This is a genomic window from Bradyrhizobium sp. NAS80.1 (genome assembly GCF_001908205.1).
GTDB lineage: Bacteria > Pseudomonadota > Alphaproteobacteria > Rhizobiales > Xanthobacteraceae > Bradyrhizobium.
Map to the genome: position 1 here is coordinate 56811 of NZ_LGHL01000037.1, position 21591 is coordinate 78401.

Sequence of the window (21591 nt, forward strand, 5' to 3'; positions counted from 1 at the left end):
CGTCACTTCAGCTTGAGGCCGATGACACGCACGAGGCCGTCGGGCATCTGCTTGTAGCCTTCGAGCTTGGTGGTGTGCGCGATGATGATGCGGCGGTGATAGAGATAAAGGAGCGGCTCCTCGTCCTGGACCAGCTTCGCCAGCGTTTCGTAGATGGCCTTACGCTCGGTGGGGTCGGTGACGAGCCGCGCATCATCGAGGGCCTTGTCGGCCTGGGCGTTGTTCCAGGCGCTGTAGTTCTGCGGGGCGTTGCTGTGCAGGAAGACATAGCTATTGCCATCGGGATCGACACGGCCGCTCCAGCCGAGCATATAGGCCTGATAGTCGCCGGCCTCGGCCTGCTTGAGCCCGGTCGCGAATTCGGTGACGCGGATCTTCATGTCGAACCCGGCTTCGGCGGCCATCGACTGAATCACCTGCGCCGGCGTCTCCGTCTCAGCGCCCTTCGGCACCAGGAAATCGACGCTGACCGGCGGCGTCACGCCAGCCTCCTTCAGCAGCGCCTTGGCCTTGTCGACGTTGCGGCCGCGGACCGGAAGGGACTTCTGGTAGTAGGGATGATCAGGATTGACCCATTGATTGCCAGGCTGGAATTCGCCGTTGAATACGACCTGATTGATCGCTTCCCGGTCGATGGCAAGGTCGAGTGCCTGCCGCACCTTGGCGGATTGGCTGAGTGGCCCCTTGGCTTTGTCCTTGCCAATATTGAGCGTGATGCCCTGATAGCCGAGCTCGATGGCGGTGGCGACCTTCAGCCGTGAATCCGCGCGCACTTCCTTGAGGTCGGTGGCGAGCACGCGCTCGATCAGATCGAGGCCGCCGGATTTCAGGTTCGCCAGCCGCACGGTGGCGTCGACGATGGGCTGGAACACGATGCGGTCGATGAAGACGTTGTCCTTGTTCCAGTAGTCGGCGAACTTCTCGAAAACGATGCGGTCCTGCTGAACGCGCTCGACGAATTTGTAGGGACCGGCGCAGACCGGGCGCAGGCCGAACTTGTCGCCGGCTTCCTTCGCCGCTTTCGGCGACATCATCATGCCGGCGCGGTCGGTGAGCTGGGCGAGCAGCGGCGAGAACGGCGACTTTAGCACCAGCTTGATGGTGAGGGGATCGACCACCTCGATGTGGTCGACCGAGGCGAGCTCCGGTTTACGGAACGAGCCGGGGAAGGTCAGATGGCGCTCCAGTGAGAATTTGGCGGCCTCCGCATCGAACGGCTCGCCGTCGTGGAATTTCACGCCGGGGCGGAGCTTGATGACGAGGCCTTTGCCGTCATCGAGGGTCTCGCTCGACAGGGCGAGCTGCGGCACGATGTTGAGCTTCTCGTCGATGTCGAACAGCTTGTCGCAGAACGCGGAGAACACGATGCGGCCGACATAGGTGCGCGCCATGGAGGGATCGAGGATGTCGGGGTCTTCGGCGAGGCCGATGCGCAGCGTGGTCTGGGCCTGCGCGGCTACGGCAAGTGACAGCAGGAAAGCGGCGGACGTTGCGGCCAGGCGAAACATCTTCATCGGACAGTCCCCATTGCTTCGGCTACGTCGTCGTAGGCTTTGCACTCTGTATACCAACACCGGCCGGCCCCGCGCCTTCCGTCTTTCGGCTGAAGGCTGCGACTAGTTTTGCCAGTTCCGGAGTGAACCTGCCCGCTGCGGGCAGGATGGCGTCGGCCGACGGCAGCTCGCCCACGCGATGACAGGCGGTGGCGTGGCCAGCGCCGTCGGCCACCAGCTCCGGCGCCTCGGTGCGGCAGCGATCGACCACGAAGGGGCAGCGGGTGTGGAAGCGACAGCCGGCCGGCGGATTGAGCGCGCTCGGGATCTCGCCTTCCAGCATGACTCTCGCTTGCTTGGCGTGAGGCTGCGGCAGGGGAATCGCAGACAACAGGGCGCGGCTATAGGGATGCCGGGGTTGGGCGAACAGCGCGTCCGCGTCAGCCTCTTCGACGATACAGCCGAGATTCATCACGGCGACGCGGTCGGCGATGTGCTTGACCACCGCGAGGTCATGCGAGACGAAGATATAGGCCAGTCCCAGCCGGCCCTGGAGCTCGCGCAGCAGGTTGAGGATCTGCGAGCGGATCGAGACGTCGAGTGCCGAGACCGGCTCGTCGCAGATGATCAGTTTCGGCTCGACCGCGAGTGCGCGGGCAATGGCGATGCGCTGACGCTGGCCGCCGGAGAACTCGTGCGGATAACGCCGCGCGAGCCGCGGCTCGAGGCCCACCAGCCGCAGCAGCTCCTCGACGCGCTCGCGCCGTCGCGCCGCCGGCACGAGATCGTGCAGTGCCAGCGGTTCGCTCAGGATCTGGCCGACAGTCATGCGCGGATTGAGCGAGGCGTAAGGGTCCTGGAAGATGATCTGCGCTTCGCGGCGAAAGGCCCGTAAATCGTTGGCGTCGAGGGCGAGGAGGTCGCGCCCGTCGAACCGCACGGTGCCCGCATCCGGCTCGATAAGCCGCAATACGAGGCGGCTGACGGTGGATTTGCCGCAGCCGGATTCGCCGACCAGAGCGAGCGTCTTTCCGGCTTCCAGCGAGAAGGAAACGCCGTCGACTGCTCTGACGTGCGCCAGCGCCCGGCCGAACAGCGAGCGCTCGGCGACGAAATGCTTGACCAGGCCTTCGACCTCGAGCAACGCCATCACGACACCAGGCGTTCGAGCGGCGCGCGGATACAGCGCGAGAGATGGCCGGGGGTGACTTCCACCAGCGGCGGCGGCGCCCTGGTGCAGGCGTCCAGCACGAAGGGGCATCGCGCGGCGAAGCGGCAGCCAGCGGGCGGCTGCGCCATGTTAGGCACCATGCCTTCGATCGTCGCGAGCTGCTCGGTGCGATGGTCGAGCCGCGGGATCGAGCCGAGCAGGCCGACAGTGTAGGGGTGTTGCGGCGCAGAGAACAATTCGTCCACCGGTGCGCGCTCGACGATTTCGCCGGCATACATCACCGCGACCTCGTCGCAGACTTCGGCGACCACGCCGAGGTCGTGGGTGATCAGGATGATCGCGGCGCCGCTCGCCGCCTTCAGTTCCCGCATCAGCTCCAGGATCTGCGCCTGCAAGGTCACGTCGAGCGCGGTGGTCGGTTCGTCCGCGATCAGGAGCTGTGGATCGCAAGCGAGCGCCATCGCGATCATCACGCGCTGGCGCATGCCGCCGGAGAGCTTGTGCGGATATTCATCGATCCGCCGCTCTGGCGAGGGGATGTGAACGCGCCGCAGCAGCTCGACTGCCCGTTCGCGCGCGCTACGACGCGAGCCACCGCGATGGCGCAAGATCGTCTCGATGATCTGGTCGCCGATGGTGAAGCTCGGATTGAGCGAGGTCATCGGCTCCTGAAAAATCATCGCCAGCCGGTTTCCGCGGAGGTCACGCAGGGTCTGGTCCGGCGTCTGCAGGAGATCGAGGCCGTCGAAGCGGATCGCGCCTGATATTTCCGCGCTTTGTTTCGGCAGCAACCCCATGATCGCCAGCGACGTGACACTCTTGCCGCAGCCGGATTCGCCGACGAGGCCAAGCGTCGCACCATTGGCGACGCTGAGATCGACACTGTCGACTGCGTGGGTAATGCGGCCGTCGTCACCGTGAAAGCGGATACGAAGATCCCTAATCTCGATGAGAGGGCTCACGCTCATGATCGCGCTGCACGTGCTGCGGCGACGCTGGCGTCGATGACGCTGCGATCGGTGTTGCCGGCCGGGTTCTGCCGCGTCGGCAGCGAGTCACGGAAGTGGACCCAGAGCTCCTGGCTCACTTGCTCGAGCCGTTCGAGCTCGCCGAGCGGGTCGGGATGATCGTCGGCACGCAAGTCCAGCGCCGCCCATTCCTCCTCGCCGTGGATCAGGAGCGCGGCGGACTGCTTGCCGCGCTTGTCACCACCGGCAGCCTCGCCTGCGCGCATGGCGGCGAGCAGGCGGCGCGGGAAGGGCAGGCTGCCATTAGCAATGTAGGTTCTTGCGGTCTCGTCGAGCACGCCGGCGCCGGCAAGCATGTTGCCGGCGACCGAGAAGCCGCTGCCTTCGATGTGCCCGCACCAGTCAACGCAGTCGCGACCGGTATGCGCTGCGATCTCGCCGCTCGCGTCCATGATGTGGAGCTGCCTGCTCTCGCGGCCGTCGTCGGTCGCGAGCAGCGTGGACAGCACGTCATGCGCGTTCAGGCCCTCGCGCAAGAGCCTGACGCCATCGATGCCGTAGTAGGGATTGACGAAGGCCTGCGTCGCGATGGCGCCACGGCCGGCTGCGATATAAGGCACGCGCGCCCCGACCGCGAAGAAGCGAGTCGCAACGGCGATGCCGAATTGGCCGGTGGCAGGATCTCGCGCGATGATCGACCAGGTCATGTCGTTGTCCGTCAGCGCCCTGCGGCGTAGCCCTGCATGCCGCGCGGATTGGCGGCGGCGCGCCGTCGCACACCCACGCGCGAGGCCGCGGTGAGACGGCCCTCGGACCAGTCGGGACCAACTTCCACGATATGCCCGCGCTCGCGCAAATTCTCGATGGTCGCCTTCGGCACGCGGTTCTCGACCACCAGCACGCCGGGCCGCGCGGTGCGCGGCCAGAACGAGATCGGGAAATGCTCGGAGTGCCAGGCCGGCGCGTCGATGGCTTCCTGAAGGTTGAGGTTGCAATGGACGTGGCGCAGGAAGAGCTGCGTGATCCATTGATCCTGCTGGTCGCCGCCGGGGGAACCCCAGGCGAGGTACGGCTCGCCGTCGCGCAGCGCCATGGTCGGCGAGAGCGTGGTGCGCGGCCGCTTGCCCGGCGCCAGCGCGGCGGGGTGGTCTTCCTCCAGCCAGAACATCTGCGCGCGGCTGCCGAGGCAGAAGCCGAGCTCGGGAATGATCGGAGAGGATTGCAGCCAGCCGCCCGACGGCGTCGAGGACACCATGTTGCCGGCCTTGTCGATAATGTCGAAATGCACGGTGTCGCCGCGGACCTCGCCGAAGCGGCCCACCGTCGGCTCGCCGGCGCCGAGCGCGCCGACCGCCTCGCGTTGGCCTTCCGCACGGCGCAACTTGACCACACCGCCAAAGCCCTCGACCGAGCCCGGCAGGAAATCGAGAGAGGCCTTGTCGGTGACGAGCTTGCGGCGCTCGTCGTTATAGGCGTCCGACAGCAGCGTCGCGATCGGGATCTCGCTGAACTTCGGATCCCCGTAGAATTTTTCGCGATCGGCGAATGCGAGCTTGGCGCATTCGATCTGGAGGTGGATGAATTCCGGTCCGGTCGGATCGAGCCCGTCGAGCGCAAAGCCCTTCAAGAGCGCGAGCTGCTGGAGCGTCACCGGACCCTGGCTCCAGACGCCTGCCTTGCAGACGGTGTAGCGGCCATAGTCGTAGGTGAGGGGCGCTTCGATCGTCGGCTGCCAGCGCGCCATATCGTCAGCGGAGAGGACGCCTCGGTGCGGCGAGCCGCTGACGTCCATCACTTCCTGGGTCCGGCAGAACTTGTCGATGGCTTCGGCGACGAAACCTTGCGACCAGGCTTTTCGCGCGCGCTCGATCTCGGCGTCGCGGCCACCGCCGCCGCTTTCAGCCTCGCTGAGAATGCGGGCGTAGGTCGCGGCCAGCGTCTTGTTGGTGAAAAGCGTGCCGGGCTTCGGCACCTCGCCGTTGGGCAGGTAGACCGCGGCCGAGGTCGGCCAGTGCTTGCGGAACAGCTGCTCGACCGTCTGGATCGTGGCGCAGGCGCGCTCGACCAGCGGGTAGCCGTCACGTGCGTAGGAGATAGCCGGCTCCAGCACGTCGCGCACGCGCATCGTGCCGTAGTCGCGGAGCAGCATCATCCATGATTCGAAGGTGCCTGGAACGCAGGCGGCGAGCAGGCCGGTGCCGGGCACCATGTCGAGGCCCTCGCTCTTGTAATGCGCGATGGTGGCGCGCGCCGGCGCCGGGCCCTGGCCGCAGATCACCTCGGTGCGGCCGCGCTTTACGTCATGCACGATAATGGGCACGTCGCCGCCGGGACCGTTCAGATGCGGCTCGACCACCTGGAGCGTGAAGGCGGTGGCGACGCCGGCATCGAAGGCGTTGCCGCCCTTTTCCAGGACGGCCATGCCGACGGCGGTTGCGATCCAGTGCGTGGTGGCGACGACCCCGAACGTGCCTTCGATCTCGGGGCGCGTCGTGAAGGGATCGGGATTGATCTTGCTGGCCATGGGCTACCTCATTTTCGGCGCGCGCACTTGATCACAGGGCTAGGCCGCGGCCAAATGCGCAGGCCGCATGGCACGCGCGCGTCACGCCGGTACCGGCGCGGTGTTAACCGCGTGGCAGGCGACGCCGTCGATCAGTTCCGGGGTCTCCTTGCGGCAGAGGTCGAACGCGAGCGGGCAGCGCGGATTGAAAGCGCAGCCGGAGGGCGGATTGATCGGGTTCGGGATCTCGCCCTTGACCGGAATACGCTGGCGGCCGCTCATGGCCAGATCAGGCACGGCGCCCAGCAGCATCTTGGTGTAGGGCATGCGTGGGCGGGCGAACAATTCGCGCCCTTCCGCGATCTCGACGATGCGGCCGAGATACATCACACCGACACGGCTCGCCATGTGACGGACCACGGCGAGGTTGTGGCTGATGAACATGTAGGTCAGGCCGAACTTGTCCTGGAGGTCGCGCATCAGGTTCAGGATCTGCGCCTGCACGGAGACGTCGAGCGCGGAGGTCGGCTCGTCGCAGACGATGAATTCCGCGTCAGAGGCGAGCGCCCGGGCGATCGCGATCCGCTGGCGCTGGCCACCGGAGAATTCGTGTGGAAACTTCAGCCGGTCGTCGGGATGCAGGCCGACGAGAGTGAGGAGTTCGCCAACCCGCGCCTGGATGTCGCGCTCGCCCTGGATCAGGTCGAAGGCGCGGATCGGTTCGGAGATGATGGCATCGACCCGGAAGCGCGGGTTCAGGCTCGCATAAGGGTCCTGAAAGATCATCTGGATGCGGCGGCGCAGCTTTCGCCGTGCCGGCGCCTGCCGCGGGGCGGTCATGGAGACGCCGTCGATCAGGACATCGCCGGAACTGGGCGGCAAGAGGCCGACCACCATCCGCGCCACCGTGGTCTTGCCCGAGCCGGACTCGCCGACCAGCGCAAAGGTCTCGCCCTTCCGGATGTCGAAGGTGACGCCGTCGACCGCCCTAAGATATTCGAGGTGCCCGCCTTCGAGGACGCGGTTGAGCCAGGGTTTCGAGACGTCGAAGACGCGGCGCAGATTTGTAGCCTGGACGAACGGGGTGCTCATGCCGCGCTCTCCGCGGGCACGCTGTCATAAAGGTGGCAGGCGACCGATTGTGCGCCGCGCGGCAACGGCTCCGGCCGCTCCACCCGGCAGCGGTCGAACGCGAACGCGCAGCGCGGATTGAACGAGCAGCCGCGCGGGATCGCCGAGAGCCGCGGCATGGAGCCGGGAATCTGCACGAGGCGCTTGTCGTCGCCGGCGAGCGTCGGGATCGCGCCCATCAGGCCCTTGGCATAGGGGTGCAGCGGATTCTTCACGACGTCCTGCACCGGGCCGATCTCGGCGATGCGGCCGGCATACATCACCGCGACGCGGTCCGAGGTTTCCGCGATCACGCCCATGTCGTGGGTCACCAGCATCACCGCGGTGCCGTGGTCGCGCCCGAGCCGCTTGATCAGCGAGATGATTTGCGCCTGCACGGAGACGTCGAGCGCGGTGGTCGGCTCGTCCGCAATGATCAGTTCCGGCTCGGCGCAAATCGCCAGCGCAATCACCACGCGCTGGCGCATGCCGCCGGAGAATTCGTGGGGATAGCCGTCGATGCGCTTTTCGGGTGCGGGAATGCCGACTTCGGCCAGCAGGTCGATGGCGCGGCGGCGGGCCGCCTGTTCGGACAGATCGAGGTGGGTTCGGATCGTCTCCACGATCTGGTCGCCGATCCGGTACAACGGGTTGAGCGAAGTGAGGGGATCCTGGAAGATCATGCCGATCCGTTTTCCCCGGACGCGGCGCATCTCCTCCGGCGGCAGATTGTCGATGCGCAGGCCCGCGAGATGAATCTCGCCGCCGGCGATGCGACCCGGCGGGTCGATCAGGCCGATCACCGAGAGGCCGGTGACGGACTTGCCGGCGCCGGATTCGCCAACCACGCCGAGCACCTCGCCCTTGGCGATGTCGAAGGAGACACCGTCGATGGCGCGCAGCGTGCCGCGGCGGGATGCGAACTCGACCTGAAGATTGCGGACGGAGAGAACGGGTTCGGTCATGGGCGCGGCGTACTCATCGGAGCTTCGGGTTGAGCGCGTCGCGCAGCCAGTCGCCGAGCAGGTTGATCGAGAGGATCAGCGCGGCGAGCGCGAACCCGGGAAAGGCCACGATCCACCATTCGCCCGCGAACAGGTAGTTGTTGCCGATGCGGATCAGCGTGCCGAGCGAGGGCATGGTCTCGGGCATGCCCGAGCCGAGGAAGGACAGCGTCGCCTCGGTGATGATGGCGAGCGCGAGATTGATGGTGGCGATGACGAGGATCGGTCCCATCGTGTTCGGCAGCACATGGCGCAACATGATCACGGGGGCCGGAAGGCCGATTAGTTGCGCGGCCGCGACATAGTCCTTGTTCTTTTCGACCATCACCGAGCCGCGCACGGTGCGGGCATATTGCACCCAGAAGCTCAGGCCGATCGCCAACACCAGCACGCCCAGCATGCTCATCTCGTCGAGCTTGTTGCCGAGCGCCGATTTGGCGATGCCGTTGATCAAAAGCGCGATCAGGATCGCGGGGAAGGAGAGCTGCACGTCGGCAACACGCATGATCAGGCCGTCGACGGCGCCGCCGAAATAGCCGGCGGTCAATCCGAGCAGGATGCCGAGCGCACCGGAGAACAGGACGCCGAGTATTCCCACGACGAGCGAGATGCGCAGGCCGTAGAGGATCGCGGAAAAGACGTCGCGGCCCTGCTCGTCGGTGCCGAGCAGGAACGGGCTCTGCCCGTCGGCGGTCCAGAGCGGGGCGATGCGCGAGTTCATCAATTGAAGCTGCGCCGGGTCGAAGGGATTCTGCACGGCAAGCCAGGAGGCGAAGATCGCCACGAGGAAGAACAGCAGCGTCACCGCGGCGGCGATCATCGTGATCCTGGAGCGGCGGAACGAATAGAACAGGTCGCTGTCGAGGGCGCGCTTGAGCCAACTCGGGCGAGCCTCGCGCGGGCCGCGTTGTTCTACTTTGTGCTGGACGACCGCGTCGCTCATCTCAGTGTGCCCGGCTGACCGTCGAGCGCAGACGCGGATCGACGATGGTGTAGAGGATATCGACCACGAGGTTGATGGTGACGAAGATCAGGGACACCATCATCAAATAGGCCGCCATGATGGGGATATCGACATTCTGCACGGCCTGCACGAACAGGAGCCCCATGCCGGGCCACTGGAACACGGTCTCGGTGATGATCGCAAAAGCAATGACCGAGCCAAACTGCAGGCCGGCAACCGTGATCACGGGCACCAGCGTGTTCCGCAGCGCGTGGCCGAAGTGGATCGCGCGTGTGGTGAGCCCGCGGGCGCGGGCGAAACGGATGTAGTCGGTGCGCATCACCTCCAGCATCTCGGCGCGCACCAGCCGCATGATCAGCGTCATCTGGAACAGGCCGAGGGTGATCGACGGCATGATCAGCGCCTTCAATCCGGACAACGTCAGCAGTCCGGTCGTCCACCAGCCGATATGCACGACCTCGCCCCGCCCGAACGAGGGCAGCCAGCCGAGCGTGACCGAGAACAGGTAGATCAGGAGAATGCCGATCAGGAAGGTGGGCAGCGAGATGCCGATCAGGGAGATCGCCTGGAACGCATGCGCGAGCCAGGTGTCGCGGCGCAGCGCCGAATAGACGCCCATCAGGATGCCGCAGACCATCGCAAAGATGGTCGCGCAGATCGCGAGTTCCAGCGTTGCCGGCATCCGCTCCATCAGCAGGTCCGTGACGGGCAGGCGGAATTGGTAGGAGATGCCGAACTTGAACTGCGCGGCGTTGCCGACATAGCGGCCGAACTGCACGATCACGGGATCGTCGAGCCCGAGCGATTGGCGGATCGCAGCGCGCTCGGCGCCCGACGTATCCAGCGAGACCATCTGGTTCACGGGGTCGCCGGCAAAGCGGAACATCGAGAACGCGATGATCCCGACGGCGATCATGACGCCGATGGCCTGGATTGCCCGGCGAAGCGTGAAAGCGAGCATCTTTTCCTTTCAGCTCCCTTCAGCGGTGACGCGCATCTTTGCGCGACCCTGAATGACAAGTCCCGGAAGCCAGGGCTTCCGGGACTTCGCAACGTTCCTGCACTTACTCTTCCTGCTTGGTGGCCCAGTAGAGCAGGACCTGGTTGTCCGCACGCTGAACCAGTTTCACCTTTTTCGATACGCCCCAGGCGAGCGCCTGCTGGTGCAGCGGGATGTAGGCGTAATCCTTGATCGCGATGTCGAAGGCTTGCTTGATCAGGAGATCCCGCTTGGCCGGATCTGCCTCCACGAGAACCTTGTCCGTGAGCTCGTCGAGCTGCTTGTTGCAATAGCCGCCCAGATTGGCCTCGCCCCGGTTCGGGTCCTTGGGATCGTCGCGGCAGCCCATGATGTCGTGCAGGACGTTCTGGGAGTCCATCGTGGCCGGCGTCCAGCCGAGCAGGAAGAAAGAGGTCTTGAAGCCGCCGGGCTTCAGCACCTTGGCGAAATACTGCGCCTTCGGCTGCGCCAGGAGGTTCACCTTGACGCCGATGCGGGCGAGCATGCCGACCACGGCCTGGCAGATCGCGGCGTCATTGACGTAGCGGTCGTTCGGGCAGTCCATGGTGACCTCGAAGCCATCGGGATAGCCTGCTTCCGTCAGCAGCTTCTTGGCGCCCTCCAGATCGGATTTCGGCCGCGTGAACTCCTTCGAGAGCGGATAGAGCTCCGGTGCGATCATCAGGGCGGACGGAGTGGAGAGGCCGCGCATGACGCGATTCTTGATCAGGTCGACATCGATTGCCTTGTAGACGGCCTCGCGGACACGGACGTCCTTGAACGGGTTTTTGCCCTTTACGTTCGAGTACAGCAGCTCGTCGCGCGACTCATCCATGCCGATGAAGATCGTGCGCAGTTCCGGCCCGGAAAGCACCGTTGCATTGGGACTCGCATTGACGCGCTGGATGTCCTGGATCGGAACCGGCTCGATGACATCGACCTCGCCGGACAGAAGCGCCGCCACGCGCGTTGCGTCGGAGGCGATCGGTGTGAACACGATCTCCTTGAGATTGTGTTCCGGCTTCTTCCAGTAGTTCGGATTGGCCTTGAACACGGTTTTCACGCCTGGCTGATGGCTGTCGATCATGAAGGGACCGGTGCCGTTGGCGTGCAGCGAGGCGTAGCTCGGCGTTGTGGCGGCGACCGGCGTCGGTGCGACCGCGTTGTTCGCCTCTGCCCATTTCTTGTCCATGATGTACCAGACGTCCCATTGCCCTATGAGAATGGGATTGGGCGAACTGAGGACGAAATCGACGGTGTAGTCGTCGACCTTGATCACCTTGGCGTCGGCGGGGAGGCGGTTCTGCAGGTTCGAACCCTGGGCGCGCACGCGCTCTGCCGAGAACACCACGTCGTCGGCGGTGAAGGGATCGCCATTGTGGAACTTGACGCCCTTACGCAGATGGAAGCGCCAGCGGGTCGGCTCCGGCGTTTCCCAGCTTTCGGCCAGAGCCGGGATGATCTTCAAGTCCTTGTCGCGCTCGATGAGGCCCTCATAGACGTGGCCGAGATGCGCATGGGTCGTCGACTCGTTCAGCGTATAGGGATCGAGCGACTTGAGCTCACCCTGGTTGGCATAGCGCAGCGTCTGGCTCGACGCCGGCGTGACTGTCAACGCAAGCATACCGGCGAGCGTCGCCGCAAACAGACTTCGTCCGACTGACATCCTTGACCCTCTCCATGCCGCACCATGGTTTTTTGATTGTTCGGTGGGCGGCCCGATCCATGTTGCCCAGAGTTATCGACCCGTGCAAGCGACATTCCAGCAAGGAACGCGCCAAGTTGCGCCGCTGTGCAGCAATGCTGACCGGCAATCTGGGGCGAAAGGTTCACGGGTGATATTCGACTTTGGGCTTGCGAAGCCTCCGGTGCGGGGGGATGGACAATCCCGCCCGCCGGCGTAGCGGCCATCCGCGCTAATTTGATTGACCATACCTGCCGATCGCCGAAGCCGGAGCCCGGTCGCCTCCCTCAGGTCGCTTGCGTTGCCCACCGTGTCGCGGCGATACTGCGACAGGCCGCTCGAATCTCACCTGGAGGGGACATGAAAGTTAACATCGAAATCGACTGTACCCCCCTCGAAGCCCGCCAGTTCTTTGGTTTGCCTGACGTGGCACCGATGCAGACGGCGGTGATGGACAAGCTGCAGCAGCAGGTCTTAAGCAACATCGAGAAGATCTCGCCGGAATCGCTGATCCAGAGCTGGTTCACCTTCGATCCGAAGCTCGCCGAGCGGTTTCAGGACATGTTCGTCGCAATGGCCGGCCTCGGCGGCACGCGCAGCGGCGACAAGAAGTAATGCCATCGAGGCCGGACGGATCGCAGGCGTCAGGCAAGCTTCGTCCGCCGGGTCTTGGCCTGCTGCTTGCCGAGGCCCGTGGGCTGTTCGAACTCAATGCGAGCTTGCTGCTGTCGCCCGTCCTGATGCGCGCGCCCAGGGGCGATGGCCATCCGGTGCTGGCGCTGCCGGGCTTTCTTGCAAGCGATCTCTCGATGGCGCCGATGCGGCGCTATCTGAGCGAACTCGGCTATGATGCGCAGGCTTGGCGGATGGGCCGCAACATCGGCGGGCTGGGGCGGATGCGGGAGGCCTTGCATGCCCGTCTCGCCGAGATCCATGCCGCGACCGGGCGCAAGGTCAGCCTGGTCGGCTGGAGCCTTGGCGGCGTCTATGCCCGCGATCTCGCGCTCCAGGCGCCCGAGATGGTCCGCTACGTTGTCACGCTCGGCAGCCCTTTCGCCAACGACGTGCGGGCGACCAACGCCACGCAGCTCTACGAGGCGCTGTCCGGCGAGCGGGTCGAGGATCTTGCCGAACTGCGCAAGGCGATCGCCGGTGATCTGCCGGTCCCGGCGACGTCGATCTATTCGCGCGCCGACGGTATCGTGAACTGGCGGACCTGTCTGTTACGTCCCTCGGACCGTGCCGAGAACGTCGAGGTTTACCTGGCGAGCCACGTCGGGCTCGGTGTGAACCCCGCGGCGCTGTGGGCGGTGGCGGACCGCCTGGCGCAGCCGGAGGGTGAGTTCTGGCCGTTTGACCGGGCAGGGCCGTTTGCCATTGCATATGCCCCGCCCGAACAGGCAGTATCGGCCTGACGAGAAGTGCCGGCCAAGGCGCCCGTCGATATGAGCGGAGGGAACCATGGCTGACGGGAAGAAGCTGTCGTCGCTGGACGCGTCGTTTCTCTATCTGGAAACGCCGGAAATGCCGATGCATGTCGGCAGCATGGCGATCTTTCGCCTCCCCGACGACTACAAGGGCGACTTCTTCGAAGACTTCAAGGCGATGATTGTCTCGCGCCTGCACATCGCGCCGATCCTGAAAGCGCGGCTGGAGAAGGCGCCGCTCGACATCGACCATCCCTCCTGGGTCGAGGACGACCAGTTCGACATCGACCGCCACATCTTCCGTGCCAGCCTGCCGCAGCCGCGCGACCGCGCCACGCTCGAGCGCATCGTCGGCTGGATGCATGCCAAGCTCTTGAATCGCGCTCGCCCGTTGTGGGAGTTCTATGTGTTCGAGGGCATGAAGGACAACGAGGTCGGGCTCTATTCCAAGATGCACCATGCCGCCATCGACGGCGGCGCCGGTGCGGCGCTGACCAGCATGATCTACGATATCTCGCCGATCCCGCGGCAGGTCGATCCGCCGGTCGGTGGTACCAAGCCTGGACAGGAGCCGCGCGACATCGCGGCGAACTTGCTCGATTCCTATCAGCAACTCTTCAGCCAGCCGCTCGACGCTTCGGCCGCCGCAAAGAACCTGCAACTGCCGCGCACCGGCAAGAGCGACATCGGCTCGATCCTGTTTGACAATGCGATGTACCAGATCGAGAGCGCGGTGCGCTTTGCCGGCAACATCCCGACCGTGCTCAAGAGCATGTCCGACGTTCTCGGCAAGGTCTCCGATCCGAAGTCGCGGGAAAGCCTCGCCAGCATGATGTCGCCACCGACCATGCTCAACAAGACGATCTCGTCGGAGCGGAGCTTTGCCGGCGTATCGATCTCGCTGTCGCGATCCAAGGCGCTGGCGAAGCAGGCTGGCGGCAAGCTCAACGACGTGGTGCTGGCGCTCGCCTCGGGCGTGGTCCGGCGTTACCTTCAGCAATATGGTTCGCTGCCGGCGAAATCACTGACCGCAGCGGTGCCGATCTCGTTGCGCGAGGAGGGCAACACCGAAGCCAACAATCAGGTGTTCGGCATGATCTGCGCGATCGCGACCAACATCGCGGACCCCAAGGCGCGTCTGGAAGCCATCATCGCGCAATCGACCAAGTCCAAGGAGATGTCGCATCCATTGCGTGCCTTGATGCCCCAGGTTTCCAACATCTCGATGCTGGGCGCGCCGATCATGGTCCAGATCCTGGCCTTGCTCTACAGCCGCTCCAACCTGTCGGATGTGCTGCCGCCGGCCGCCAACATTACGGTGTCCAACGTGCCGGGGCCGCGGCAGACGCTCTATGCTGCCGGCGCGGAACTGCTGCATATCTTCCCGGTGTCGATCTCGACGCACGGGCAGGCGCTCAACATCACCGTGCAGAGCTATCGCGACCAGCTCGATTTCGGTTTCATCGTCGGCGCAAACATCATTCCGCACGTGCAGGTGATGTGCGACATGCTGCCGGAGGAGTTTGCAGCGCTGGAAGCAGCCTACGCGCCGCCGGCGGCCGATATCAAGGGCGCGGCTGAATAGGGAATTTGCCAGGATTCTCATGATGATTGAAATGCCGCCGCTCAAGTTCGCGCAGACGAACAGAATCCGCATGGGGTATTACGAGGCGGGCCCGGTCACCGACACCCCGCCGATGGTGCTGTGCCATGGCTGGCCCGAGCTCGCATTTTCCTGGCGCCACCAGATCAAGGCGTTGAGCGATGCCGGGATCCGGGTGATCGCGCCCGACCAGCGCGGCTATGGTGCGTCCGACCGGCCGGAGCCGGTCGAAGCCTATGACATGGAGCATTTAACTGGCGATCTGGTCGGTCTGCTCGATCATCTCGGGATCGACCAGGCGATCTTCGTCGGCCACGACTGGGGCGGCTTCGTCGTCTGGCAGATGCCGCTGCGTCATCCCACGCGCGTCGCCGGTGTCGTCGGCGTCAACACGCCGCATTGGGACCGCGCGCCGATCGATCCGATCGCGCTGTTCCGTCAGCGCTTCGGTGACCAGATGTACGTCGTGCAATTCCAGGATCCTGCGCGTGAGCCGGACAAGATCTTCGGCAGCCGCGTCGAGCAGACCTTCGATGCCTTCATGCGCAAGCCCGTGGCGCGCCCCGAGGGCACACCGGCGGAACAGCCGATTGCCGGCATCGGCGCCTCGCCGCGGATCAACCTGGCGTTTCCGCAGATGATTGCGAACTATGATGCTGGGCACGATCCGCGCACGCCGATCCTGTCGGCCGAGGAGAAGAAGGTGTTTGTCGACACCTTTACGAAGACCGGCTTCACCGGCGGCATCAACTGGTATCGGAATTTCACCCGCAACTGGGAGCAGTCGAAAGGCCTCGACCACCACATCCATGTCCCGTCATTGATGATCATGGCCGAGAACGATGCCGTGCTGCCGCCTTCGGCGGCCGACGGCATGGAGAAGCTGGTCGCCGATCTGGAGAAATACCTGGTAAGGGACAGCGGCCATTGGACGCAGCAGGAGAAGCCGCAAGAAGTCAGCGCCAAGCTGATCGAGTGGCGTAGAAGGCGGTTTGGATGACGACGCGGTCGTCAGTGTAGTTGGCAACGTCGTTCCGGGATGGTCCGAAGGACCAGATCCGGAACCTCGAGATTCCGGGTTCGATGCTGCGCATCGCCCCGGAATGACGCGATCAGGGGGAAGCGCTTTCGATGTCGTCCAAGAACCGTCTGGACCCGATTCCGCAGCCGCTGACCAAGCCAGTGGTCGGCAACATGCTGTCGCTGGACTCGGCCGCCCCCGTGCAGCACCTGACGCGGCTGGCCAAGGAGCTCGGTCCGATCTTCTGGCTCGACATGATGGGCTCGCCGATCGTCGTCGTGTCGGGCCACGATCTCGTTGACGAGCTCTCCGACGAGAAGCGCTTCGACAAGACGGTGCGCGGCGCGCTGCGGCGCGTGCGCGCGGTCGGCGGTGACGGCCTGTTCACGGCCGATACCAGGGAACCGAACTGGAGCAAGGCGCACAACATCCTGCTCCAGCCCTTCGGCAATCGGGCCATGCAGTCCTACCATCCGAGCATGGTCGACATCGCTGATCAGCTTGTGAAGAAATGGGAGCGCCTCAACGCCGACGAGGAGATCGACGTCGTCCACGACATGACCGCGCTGACGCTGGACACGATCGGCCTGTGCGGTTTCGACTACCGCTTCAACTCCTTCTACCGGCGCGACTACCATCCCTTCGTCGAGTCGCTGGTGCGCTCGCTCGAAACCATCATGATGACACGCGGCCTGCCGTTCGAGCAGCTGTGGATGCAGAAGCGGCGCAAGACGCTCGCCGAGGACGTCGCCTTCATGAACAAGATGGTCGACGAGATCATCGCCGAGCGCCGCAAGAGCGCGGAGGGGGTCGACGACAAGAAGGACATGCTGGCTGCGATGATGACCGGGGTTGATCGCTCGACCGGAGAGCAACTCGACGACGTCAACATCCGCTACCAGATCAACACGTTTCTGATCGCGGGTCACGAGACCACCAGCGGATTGCTGTCGTACACGATCTACGCGCTGCTGAAGCATCCGGATATCCTCAAGAAGGCCTATGACGAGGTCGACCGCGTCTTCGGCCATGACGTCAATGCGAAGCCGACCTACCAGCAGGTGACGCAGCTCACCTACATCACGCAGATCCTGAAAGAGGCGCTGCGGCTGTGGCCGCCGGCGCCCGCCTATGGCATCTCGCCGCTGCAGGACGAGATCATCGGCGGCGGCAAGTACAAGCTCAGGAAAGGCACGTTCACCACGATCCTGGTGACGGCGCTGCATCGCGATCCCTCTGTCTGGGGCCCGAACCCCGACGCCTTCGACCCCGAGAATTTCAGCCGTGAGGAGGAGGCCAAGCGGCCGGTCAATGCCTGGAAGCCGTTCGGCAACGGTCAGCGCGCCTGCATCGGCCGCGGCTTTGCCATGCACGAGGCGGCGCTCGCGCTCGGCATGATCCTGCAGCGCTTCAGGCTGATCGATCACCAGCGTTACCAGATGCATCTGAAGGAGACGCTGACCATGAAGCCGGAAGGCTTCAAGATCAGGGTTCGTCCGCGCGCTGATCGCGAGCGCGGCGCCTATGGCGGGCCTATTGCTGCGGCGGCTTCGGCGCCCAAGGCGCCGCGCCAGCCGACGACGCGTCCCGGGCACAATACGCCGATGCTGGTGCTTTACGGCTCCAATCTCGGGACCGCCGAGGAGCTTGCGACGCGCATGGCGGACCTTGCGGAAATCAACGGCTTTGCCGTGCAGCTCGGGCCGCTCGACGACTACGTCGGCAAGCTGCCGCAAGAGGGCGGTGTGCTGATCATCTGCGCCTCCTATAACGGCGCGCCGCCAGACAATGCGACGCAGTTCGTCAAATGGCTCGGCGGCGACTTGCCGAAGGATGCCTTTGCCAATGTGCGCTATGCTGTGTTCGGCTGCGGCAACAGCGACTGGGCCGCGACCTATCAATCGGTGCCGCGTTTCATCGACGAGCAATTGTCGGCGCATGGTGCGCGCGCGGTCTATCCGCGCGGGGAAGGGGACGCGCGCGGCGATCTCGATGACCAGTTCCAGAAATGGTTCCCGGCCGCCGCACAGGTCGCAACCAAGGAATTCGGCATCGACTGGAATTTCACCCGCACTGCGGAGGATGATCCGCTCTACGCGATCGAGCCGGTGGCGGTGACCGCCGTCAACACCATCGTGGCCCAGGGCGGCGCGGTGGCGATGAAGGTGCTGATCAATGACGAACTTCAGAACAGGAGCGGGTCCAATCCGTCGGAGCGCTCGACGCGCCATATTGAAGTGCAGCTGCCGTCCAGCATCGCCTACCGTGTTGGCGATCATCTGAGCGTCGTCCCGCGCAACGATCCGACGCTGGTGGACTCGGTTGCCCGCCGCTTCGGCTTCCTGCCCGCCGACCAGATCAGGCTTCAGGTCGCCGAAGGCCGTCGCGCGCAGCTGCCGGTCGGCGAGGCCGTATCGGTCGGCCGCCTGCTCAGCGAATTCGTCGAGTTGCAGCAGGTGGCGACACGGAAGCAGATCCAGATCATGGCCGAGCACACCCGCTGCCCGATCACCAAGCCGGAGCTGCTGGCCTTCGTCGGAGAAGAGGCCGAGCCGCTCGAGCGCTATCGGACCGAGGTTTTAGCCAGGCGCAAATCGGTGTTCGACTTGCTGCTCGAATATCCGGCCTGCGAACTGCCGTTCCACGTCTATCTGGAGATGCTCTCGCTGCTGGCGCCGCGCTATTACTCGATCTCGTCCTCGCCGTCGGTCGATCCAACTCGCTGCAGCATCACGGTCGGCGTGGTCGAAGGGCCGGCTGCTTCGGGCCGCGGCACCTACAAGGGCATTTGCTCGAACTATCTCGCCAACCGGCGTGCCGGCGATGCGATCCACGCAACGGTGCGTGAGACCAAGGCAGGCTTCCGACTCCCGGATGATCCATCCGTGCCGATTATCATGATCGGCCCGGGCACGGGACTCGCGCCGTTCCGCGGTTTCCTCCAGGAGCGCGCCGCGCGCAAAGCGAAAGGGGCTGTCCTCGGCCCGGCCATGCTGTTCTTCGGCTGCCGCCATCCCGACCAGGATTTTCTCTACGCGGACGAGCTGAAGGCGCTGGCGGCAAGCGGCATCACCGAGCTTTTCACGGCATTCTCGCGCGCGGACGGGCCGAAGACCTATGTGCAGCATGTCCTGGCCGCACAGAAGGACAAGCTCTGGCCGCTGGTCGAGCAGGGTGCGATCATCTATGTCTGCGGCGACGGCGGAAAAATGGAGCCCGACGTGAAGGCGGCCCTCGTCGCGATCCGTCGCGAGAAGAGCGGCAGCGATGCTGCCGCCGGTGCGCGCTGGATCGAGGGGATGGGCGCGAAGAACCGCTACGTGCTGGACGTCTGGGCGGGCGGCTAGCTTCAGACCGTAGGGTGGGTTAGCGAAGCGTAACCCACCATCTTCGCGACAGGCGGCGAGCAAAGCGGTGGGTTACGCCTTCGGCTAACCCACCCTACGATTTGCGATCGTGCTAAAGCTCTCCCATGATTCCCTGGGAAAAGATCGATACCGCCCGGATTCCCGGCTCCGACAGCGAGCTCCGCCTGATGCGGCGCGGCAAGGAGTTTTCCATCAAGCTCGGCACCAACGAGCTGATGAACAGCCGCCTGTCCGGCTCGGAAGCCGCGCTCGCGACGCTTGCCGCGAAACAGATCGAGAAGGTCGCCAAGCCGGCCGTCCTCATCGGCGGACTGGGTATGGGGTTTACGCTGCGTGCGGCGCTCGCGGTGCTCGGAAGCAAGGCAAAGATCGTGGTCTCAGAGCTCGTGCCGGCGGTGGTCAGCTGGGCGCACGGACCGATGGCGGAGGTCTTTGGCGACAGTCTCGATGACCCCAGGGTGAGTATTCGGGAGACTGACGTTGGCGAAATCATCCGGGCGCAGCGCTCGGCCTTCGATGCCATTCTCCTCGACGTTGACAACGGGCCGGAAGGGCTGACCCGGAAGGGTAATGACGCGCTCTACAACGCGAGCGGGTTGAAAGCGGCGAAGGCGGCGCTGCGGCCGGGCGGCGTGCTGGCTGTCTGGTCGTCGGGGCCCAACCCGGCATTCACCAAGCGTCTTGGCAGCGCAGGTTTTGATGTCAACGAAGTCAACGTCCGCGCCACCGGCAGAGGCGGTGGCGCGCGCCATGTGATCTGGATCGCGAGGAAGAGCTAGGCCGCATTCTCTCGGCCCGCCCTTACTGCTCTTCGCGTGGTCTGGCTATGTTTTGCTGTCTTTCCGCATCCGATTGACGGCTTTGGTTGGCTCGTCATCGTAAGGCGAACGTATGAGAATATCAGTAATCTCGTGTTCAAGGCGCTTGCCCATGTCCGCACCAAGGCGCCCCATAAGCTCGATCTGTCGTGGAAAGGCTATGCGGCGGCAGTCCTGGTCTTCAACGCGATGGGTCAACTCGTACGAGAATGCTAGGCTGTGAGTGACATCCTTGAATATCCAATAAAGCAGTCGCCATAGTCGACGGTCGACTGGCGATCGAGTTCCTGGCCGCGCTCGACGACCACATAGTGATAGCTGCTGGCATCGATCTCGACATGCGGATATCCAAGGTCGCGAGAGTGGCCGTAGGTCGGTAGCTCGTTCCGATTTGCTCCGACCCGGGTTGCCAGCGCGGCGACGTCGGATTCGACTTCCTGCAAGGTCTTCATGCGCAATCGGCCCACGCTCACGCCGCCTGCGCCGCCGCGCCGCGCACGTGCTTGTCGATGGCGCCGATAATTTCCGGCCAGAAGCGCATCGGCAGGGCGTGGCCCATGCCCTCGATCATCAGCAGCTTTGCGCCGGGGATGGATGCTGCCGTGTCCTTGCCGCCTTCGGGATGGACCAGGGGATCGACCGTGCCGTGGATCACCAGCGTTGGCGTCTTCACGCCATGCAGTCGTTCCTTGCGGCTGCCGGAGGCAAGCACAGCGCGGAGCTGCCGGCCGACGCCGGCCGGATTGAGCCCGCGCGCGAACACGCGCTCGGCGCGATCAGGGTCGAGCGCTTCCTCTTCCGGAAAAGACCCCGCGCGCAACACCTTCCAGGTCTCGCCGAAGCGGAAGATGAATTCTTCCTTGCTGCGTGGCGGCGGCGCCATCAGCATCGCGGAAGCCTCACGTGTCGGCGGCGGCACGCGCGGATTGCCCGTCGTCGACATGATCGAGGTGAGCGAGCGCACGCGCTCGGGAAACGACAGCGTCACCTCCTGCGCGATCATGCCGCCCATGGAGGCGCCGACCAGATGCGCCGACTTGATGCCCAGTGCATCCATCAGGCCGACTGTATCCTTGGCCATGTCGATCAGCTTGTAAGTCGCCGCAACGGGAATCCTGAGGAAGCGCAGCTTCAACAGCTCGAGTGGCGTCAATCGTTTGCCGCCTGTCAGATGGCTCGATTTGCCGATGTCGCGATTGTCGAAACGGATCACGCGAAAGCCGTGCACGGCGAGCTGCTCGCAGAACGCATCGTCCCAATGGATCATCTGCGCTCCGAGCCCCATGATCAGCAGCAGCGGCTCGGCATTGTCGTTGCCGAAGATCTCGTAACAGATGTCGATGCCATTGGCGCGGACTGTCTGGGGCGGCTGATGGGCGATCACGGCTGCGTTCCCTTGCTGCTGACGAATGCTGTATCGCACGGTTTCCGGTCGCAATGAAGCCGTGTACGCGACA

General features: G+C 64.6%; 19 protein-coding genes. 6 read left to right on the top strand and 13 right to left on the bottom strand.

Annotation, left to right across the window (positions count from 1 at the left end; translation table 11 throughout):
- Window positions 1-2: 2 nt before the first annotated feature.
- From AC629_RS09290 to AC629_RS09335, 10 genes are all read right to left on the bottom strand, one after another.
- Window positions 3-1514 (bottom strand): ABC transporter substrate-binding protein, encoded by a 1512-nt coding sequence (locus AC629_RS09290; protein ID WP_084804473.1) that lies wholly within the window; start codon window positions 1512-1514, stop codon window positions 3-5.
- A 22-nt stretch (window positions 1515-1536) separates the two neighbouring features.
- Window positions 1537-2643, bottom strand: a complete 1107-nt coding sequence (locus AC629_RS09295; RefSeq protein WP_084804475.1) for an ABC transporter ATP-binding protein — start codon at window positions 2641-2643, stop codon at window positions 1537-1539.
- On the bottom strand, window positions 2643-3632 hold the full coding sequence (locus tag AC629_RS09300; RefSeq protein ID WP_084804477.1) for an ABC transporter ATP-binding protein: 990 nt from the start codon (window positions 3630-3632) through the stop codon (window positions 2643-2645). Before AC629_RS09300 ends, AC629_RS09295 begins: the two co-directional genes overlap by 1 nt.
- The gene (locus AC629_RS09305; protein WP_084804479.1) at window positions 3629-4339 is read right to left on the bottom strand and encodes a DUF1028 domain-containing protein; all 711 of its coding nucleotides are present in this window, start codon (window positions 4337-4339) and stop codon (window positions 3629-3631) included. The genes AC629_RS09300 and AC629_RS09305 overlap by 4 nt, the downstream gene beginning before the upstream one ends.
- 11 nt (window positions 4340-4350) lie before the next feature.
- Window positions 4351-6156, bottom strand: a complete 1806-nt coding sequence (locus AC629_RS09310; protein WP_084804480.1) for a gamma-glutamyltransferase family protein — start codon at window positions 6154-6156, stop codon at window positions 4351-4353.
- Between the two features lie 81 nt (window positions 6157-6237).
- On the bottom strand, window positions 6238-7227 hold the full coding sequence (locus AC629_RS09315) for an ABC transporter ATP-binding protein (protein ID WP_084804482.1): 990 nt from the start codon (window positions 7225-7227) through the stop codon (window positions 6238-6240).
- The gene (locus AC629_RS09320; RefSeq protein WP_084804484.1) at window positions 7224-8210 is read right to left on the bottom strand and encodes an ABC transporter ATP-binding protein; all 987 of its coding nucleotides are present in this window, start codon (window positions 8208-8210) and stop codon (window positions 7224-7226) included. Before AC629_RS09320 ends, AC629_RS09315 begins: the two co-directional genes overlap by 4 nt.
- Window positions 8211-8223: 13 nt before the next feature.
- Window positions 8224-9192 carry an ABC transporter permease gene (locus tag AC629_RS09325; RefSeq protein ID WP_084804486.1) on the bottom strand — a complete coding sequence of 323 codons (969 nt, stop codon included), beginning with the start codon at window positions 9190-9192 and terminating at the stop codon, window positions 8224-8226.
- 1 nt (window position 9193) lies between these two features.
- On the bottom strand, window positions 9194-10174 hold the full coding sequence (locus AC629_RS09330; RefSeq protein WP_084804488.1) for an ABC transporter permease: 981 nt from the start codon (window positions 10172-10174) through the stop codon (window positions 9194-9196).
- Between the two features lie 103 nt (window positions 10175-10277).
- On the bottom strand, window positions 10278-11879 hold the full coding sequence (locus AC629_RS09335; protein ID WP_084804490.1) for an ABC transporter substrate-binding protein: 1602 nt from the start codon (window positions 11877-11879) through the stop codon (window positions 10278-10280).
- A 378-nt stretch (window positions 11880-12257) separates the two neighbouring features.
- Here AC629_RS09335 and AC629_RS09340 point away from each other — a divergent pair, with 378 nt between their 5' ends.
- The 6 genes from AC629_RS09340 (at window position 12258) to AC629_RS09365 (ending at window position 20095) form a co-directional block, all read left to right on the top strand.
- Window positions 12258-12512: a DUF6489 family protein gene (locus AC629_RS09340; protein WP_084804491.1), complete on the top strand. Its 255-nt coding sequence runs from the start codon at window positions 12258-12260 to the stop codon at window positions 12510-12512.
- Window positions 12512-13312: an esterase/lipase family protein gene (locus AC629_RS09345; RefSeq protein WP_084804493.1), complete on the top strand. Its 801-nt coding sequence runs from the start codon at window positions 12512-12514 to the stop codon at window positions 13310-13312. Before AC629_RS09340 ends, AC629_RS09345 begins: the two co-directional genes overlap by 1 nt.
- 46 nt (window positions 13313-13358) lie before the next feature.
- Window positions 13359-14909, top strand: coding sequence for a WS/DGAT/MGAT family O-acyltransferase (locus AC629_RS09350; RefSeq protein ID WP_084804495.1), 1551 nt, complete (start codon window positions 13359-13361; stop codon window positions 14907-14909).
- A gap of 22 nt (window positions 14910-14931) precedes the next feature.
- Entirely contained in the window at window positions 14932-15927 is a 996-nt protein-coding gene (locus tag AC629_RS09355) for an alpha/beta fold hydrolase (protein ID WP_084804556.1), read from the top strand.
- 131 nt (window positions 15928-16058) lie between these two features.
- Window positions 16059-19295, top strand: a complete 3237-nt coding sequence (locus tag AC629_RS09360; protein WP_084804497.1) for a bifunctional cytochrome P450/NADPH--P450 reductase — start codon at window positions 16059-16061, stop codon at window positions 19293-19295.
- 125 nt (window positions 19296-19420) lie between these two features.
- Window positions 19421-20095, top strand: a complete 675-nt coding sequence (locus tag AC629_RS09365) for a spermidine synthase (protein WP_084804499.1) — start codon at window positions 19421-19423, stop codon at window positions 20093-20095.
- A 45-nt stretch (window positions 20096-20140) separates the two neighbouring features.
- Here the strand turns inward: AC629_RS09365 and AC629_RS50490 are convergent, their stop codons facing one another.
- The 3 genes from AC629_RS50490 to AC629_RS09375 are packed head-to-tail and all read right to left on the bottom strand — an operon-like array spanning window position 20141 to window position 21518.
- Window positions 20141-20332 (bottom strand): Imm63 family immunity protein, encoded by a 192-nt coding sequence (locus AC629_RS50490; protein ID WP_502693004.1) that lies wholly within the window; start codon window positions 20330-20332, stop codon window positions 20141-20143.
- Window positions 20333-20346: 14 nt separating this feature from the next.
- Window positions 20347-20586 carry a hypothetical protein gene (locus AC629_RS48465; protein ID WP_245331770.1) on the bottom strand — a complete coding sequence of 80 codons (240 nt, stop codon included), beginning with the start codon at window positions 20584-20586 and terminating at the stop codon, window positions 20347-20349.
- A 17-nt stretch (window positions 20587-20603) separates the two neighbouring features.
- Window positions 20604-21518, bottom strand: coding sequence for an alpha/beta fold hydrolase (locus AC629_RS09375; RefSeq protein ID WP_084804505.1), 915 nt, complete (start codon window positions 21516-21518; stop codon window positions 20604-20606).
- Window positions 21519-21591: the final 73 nt, after the last annotated feature.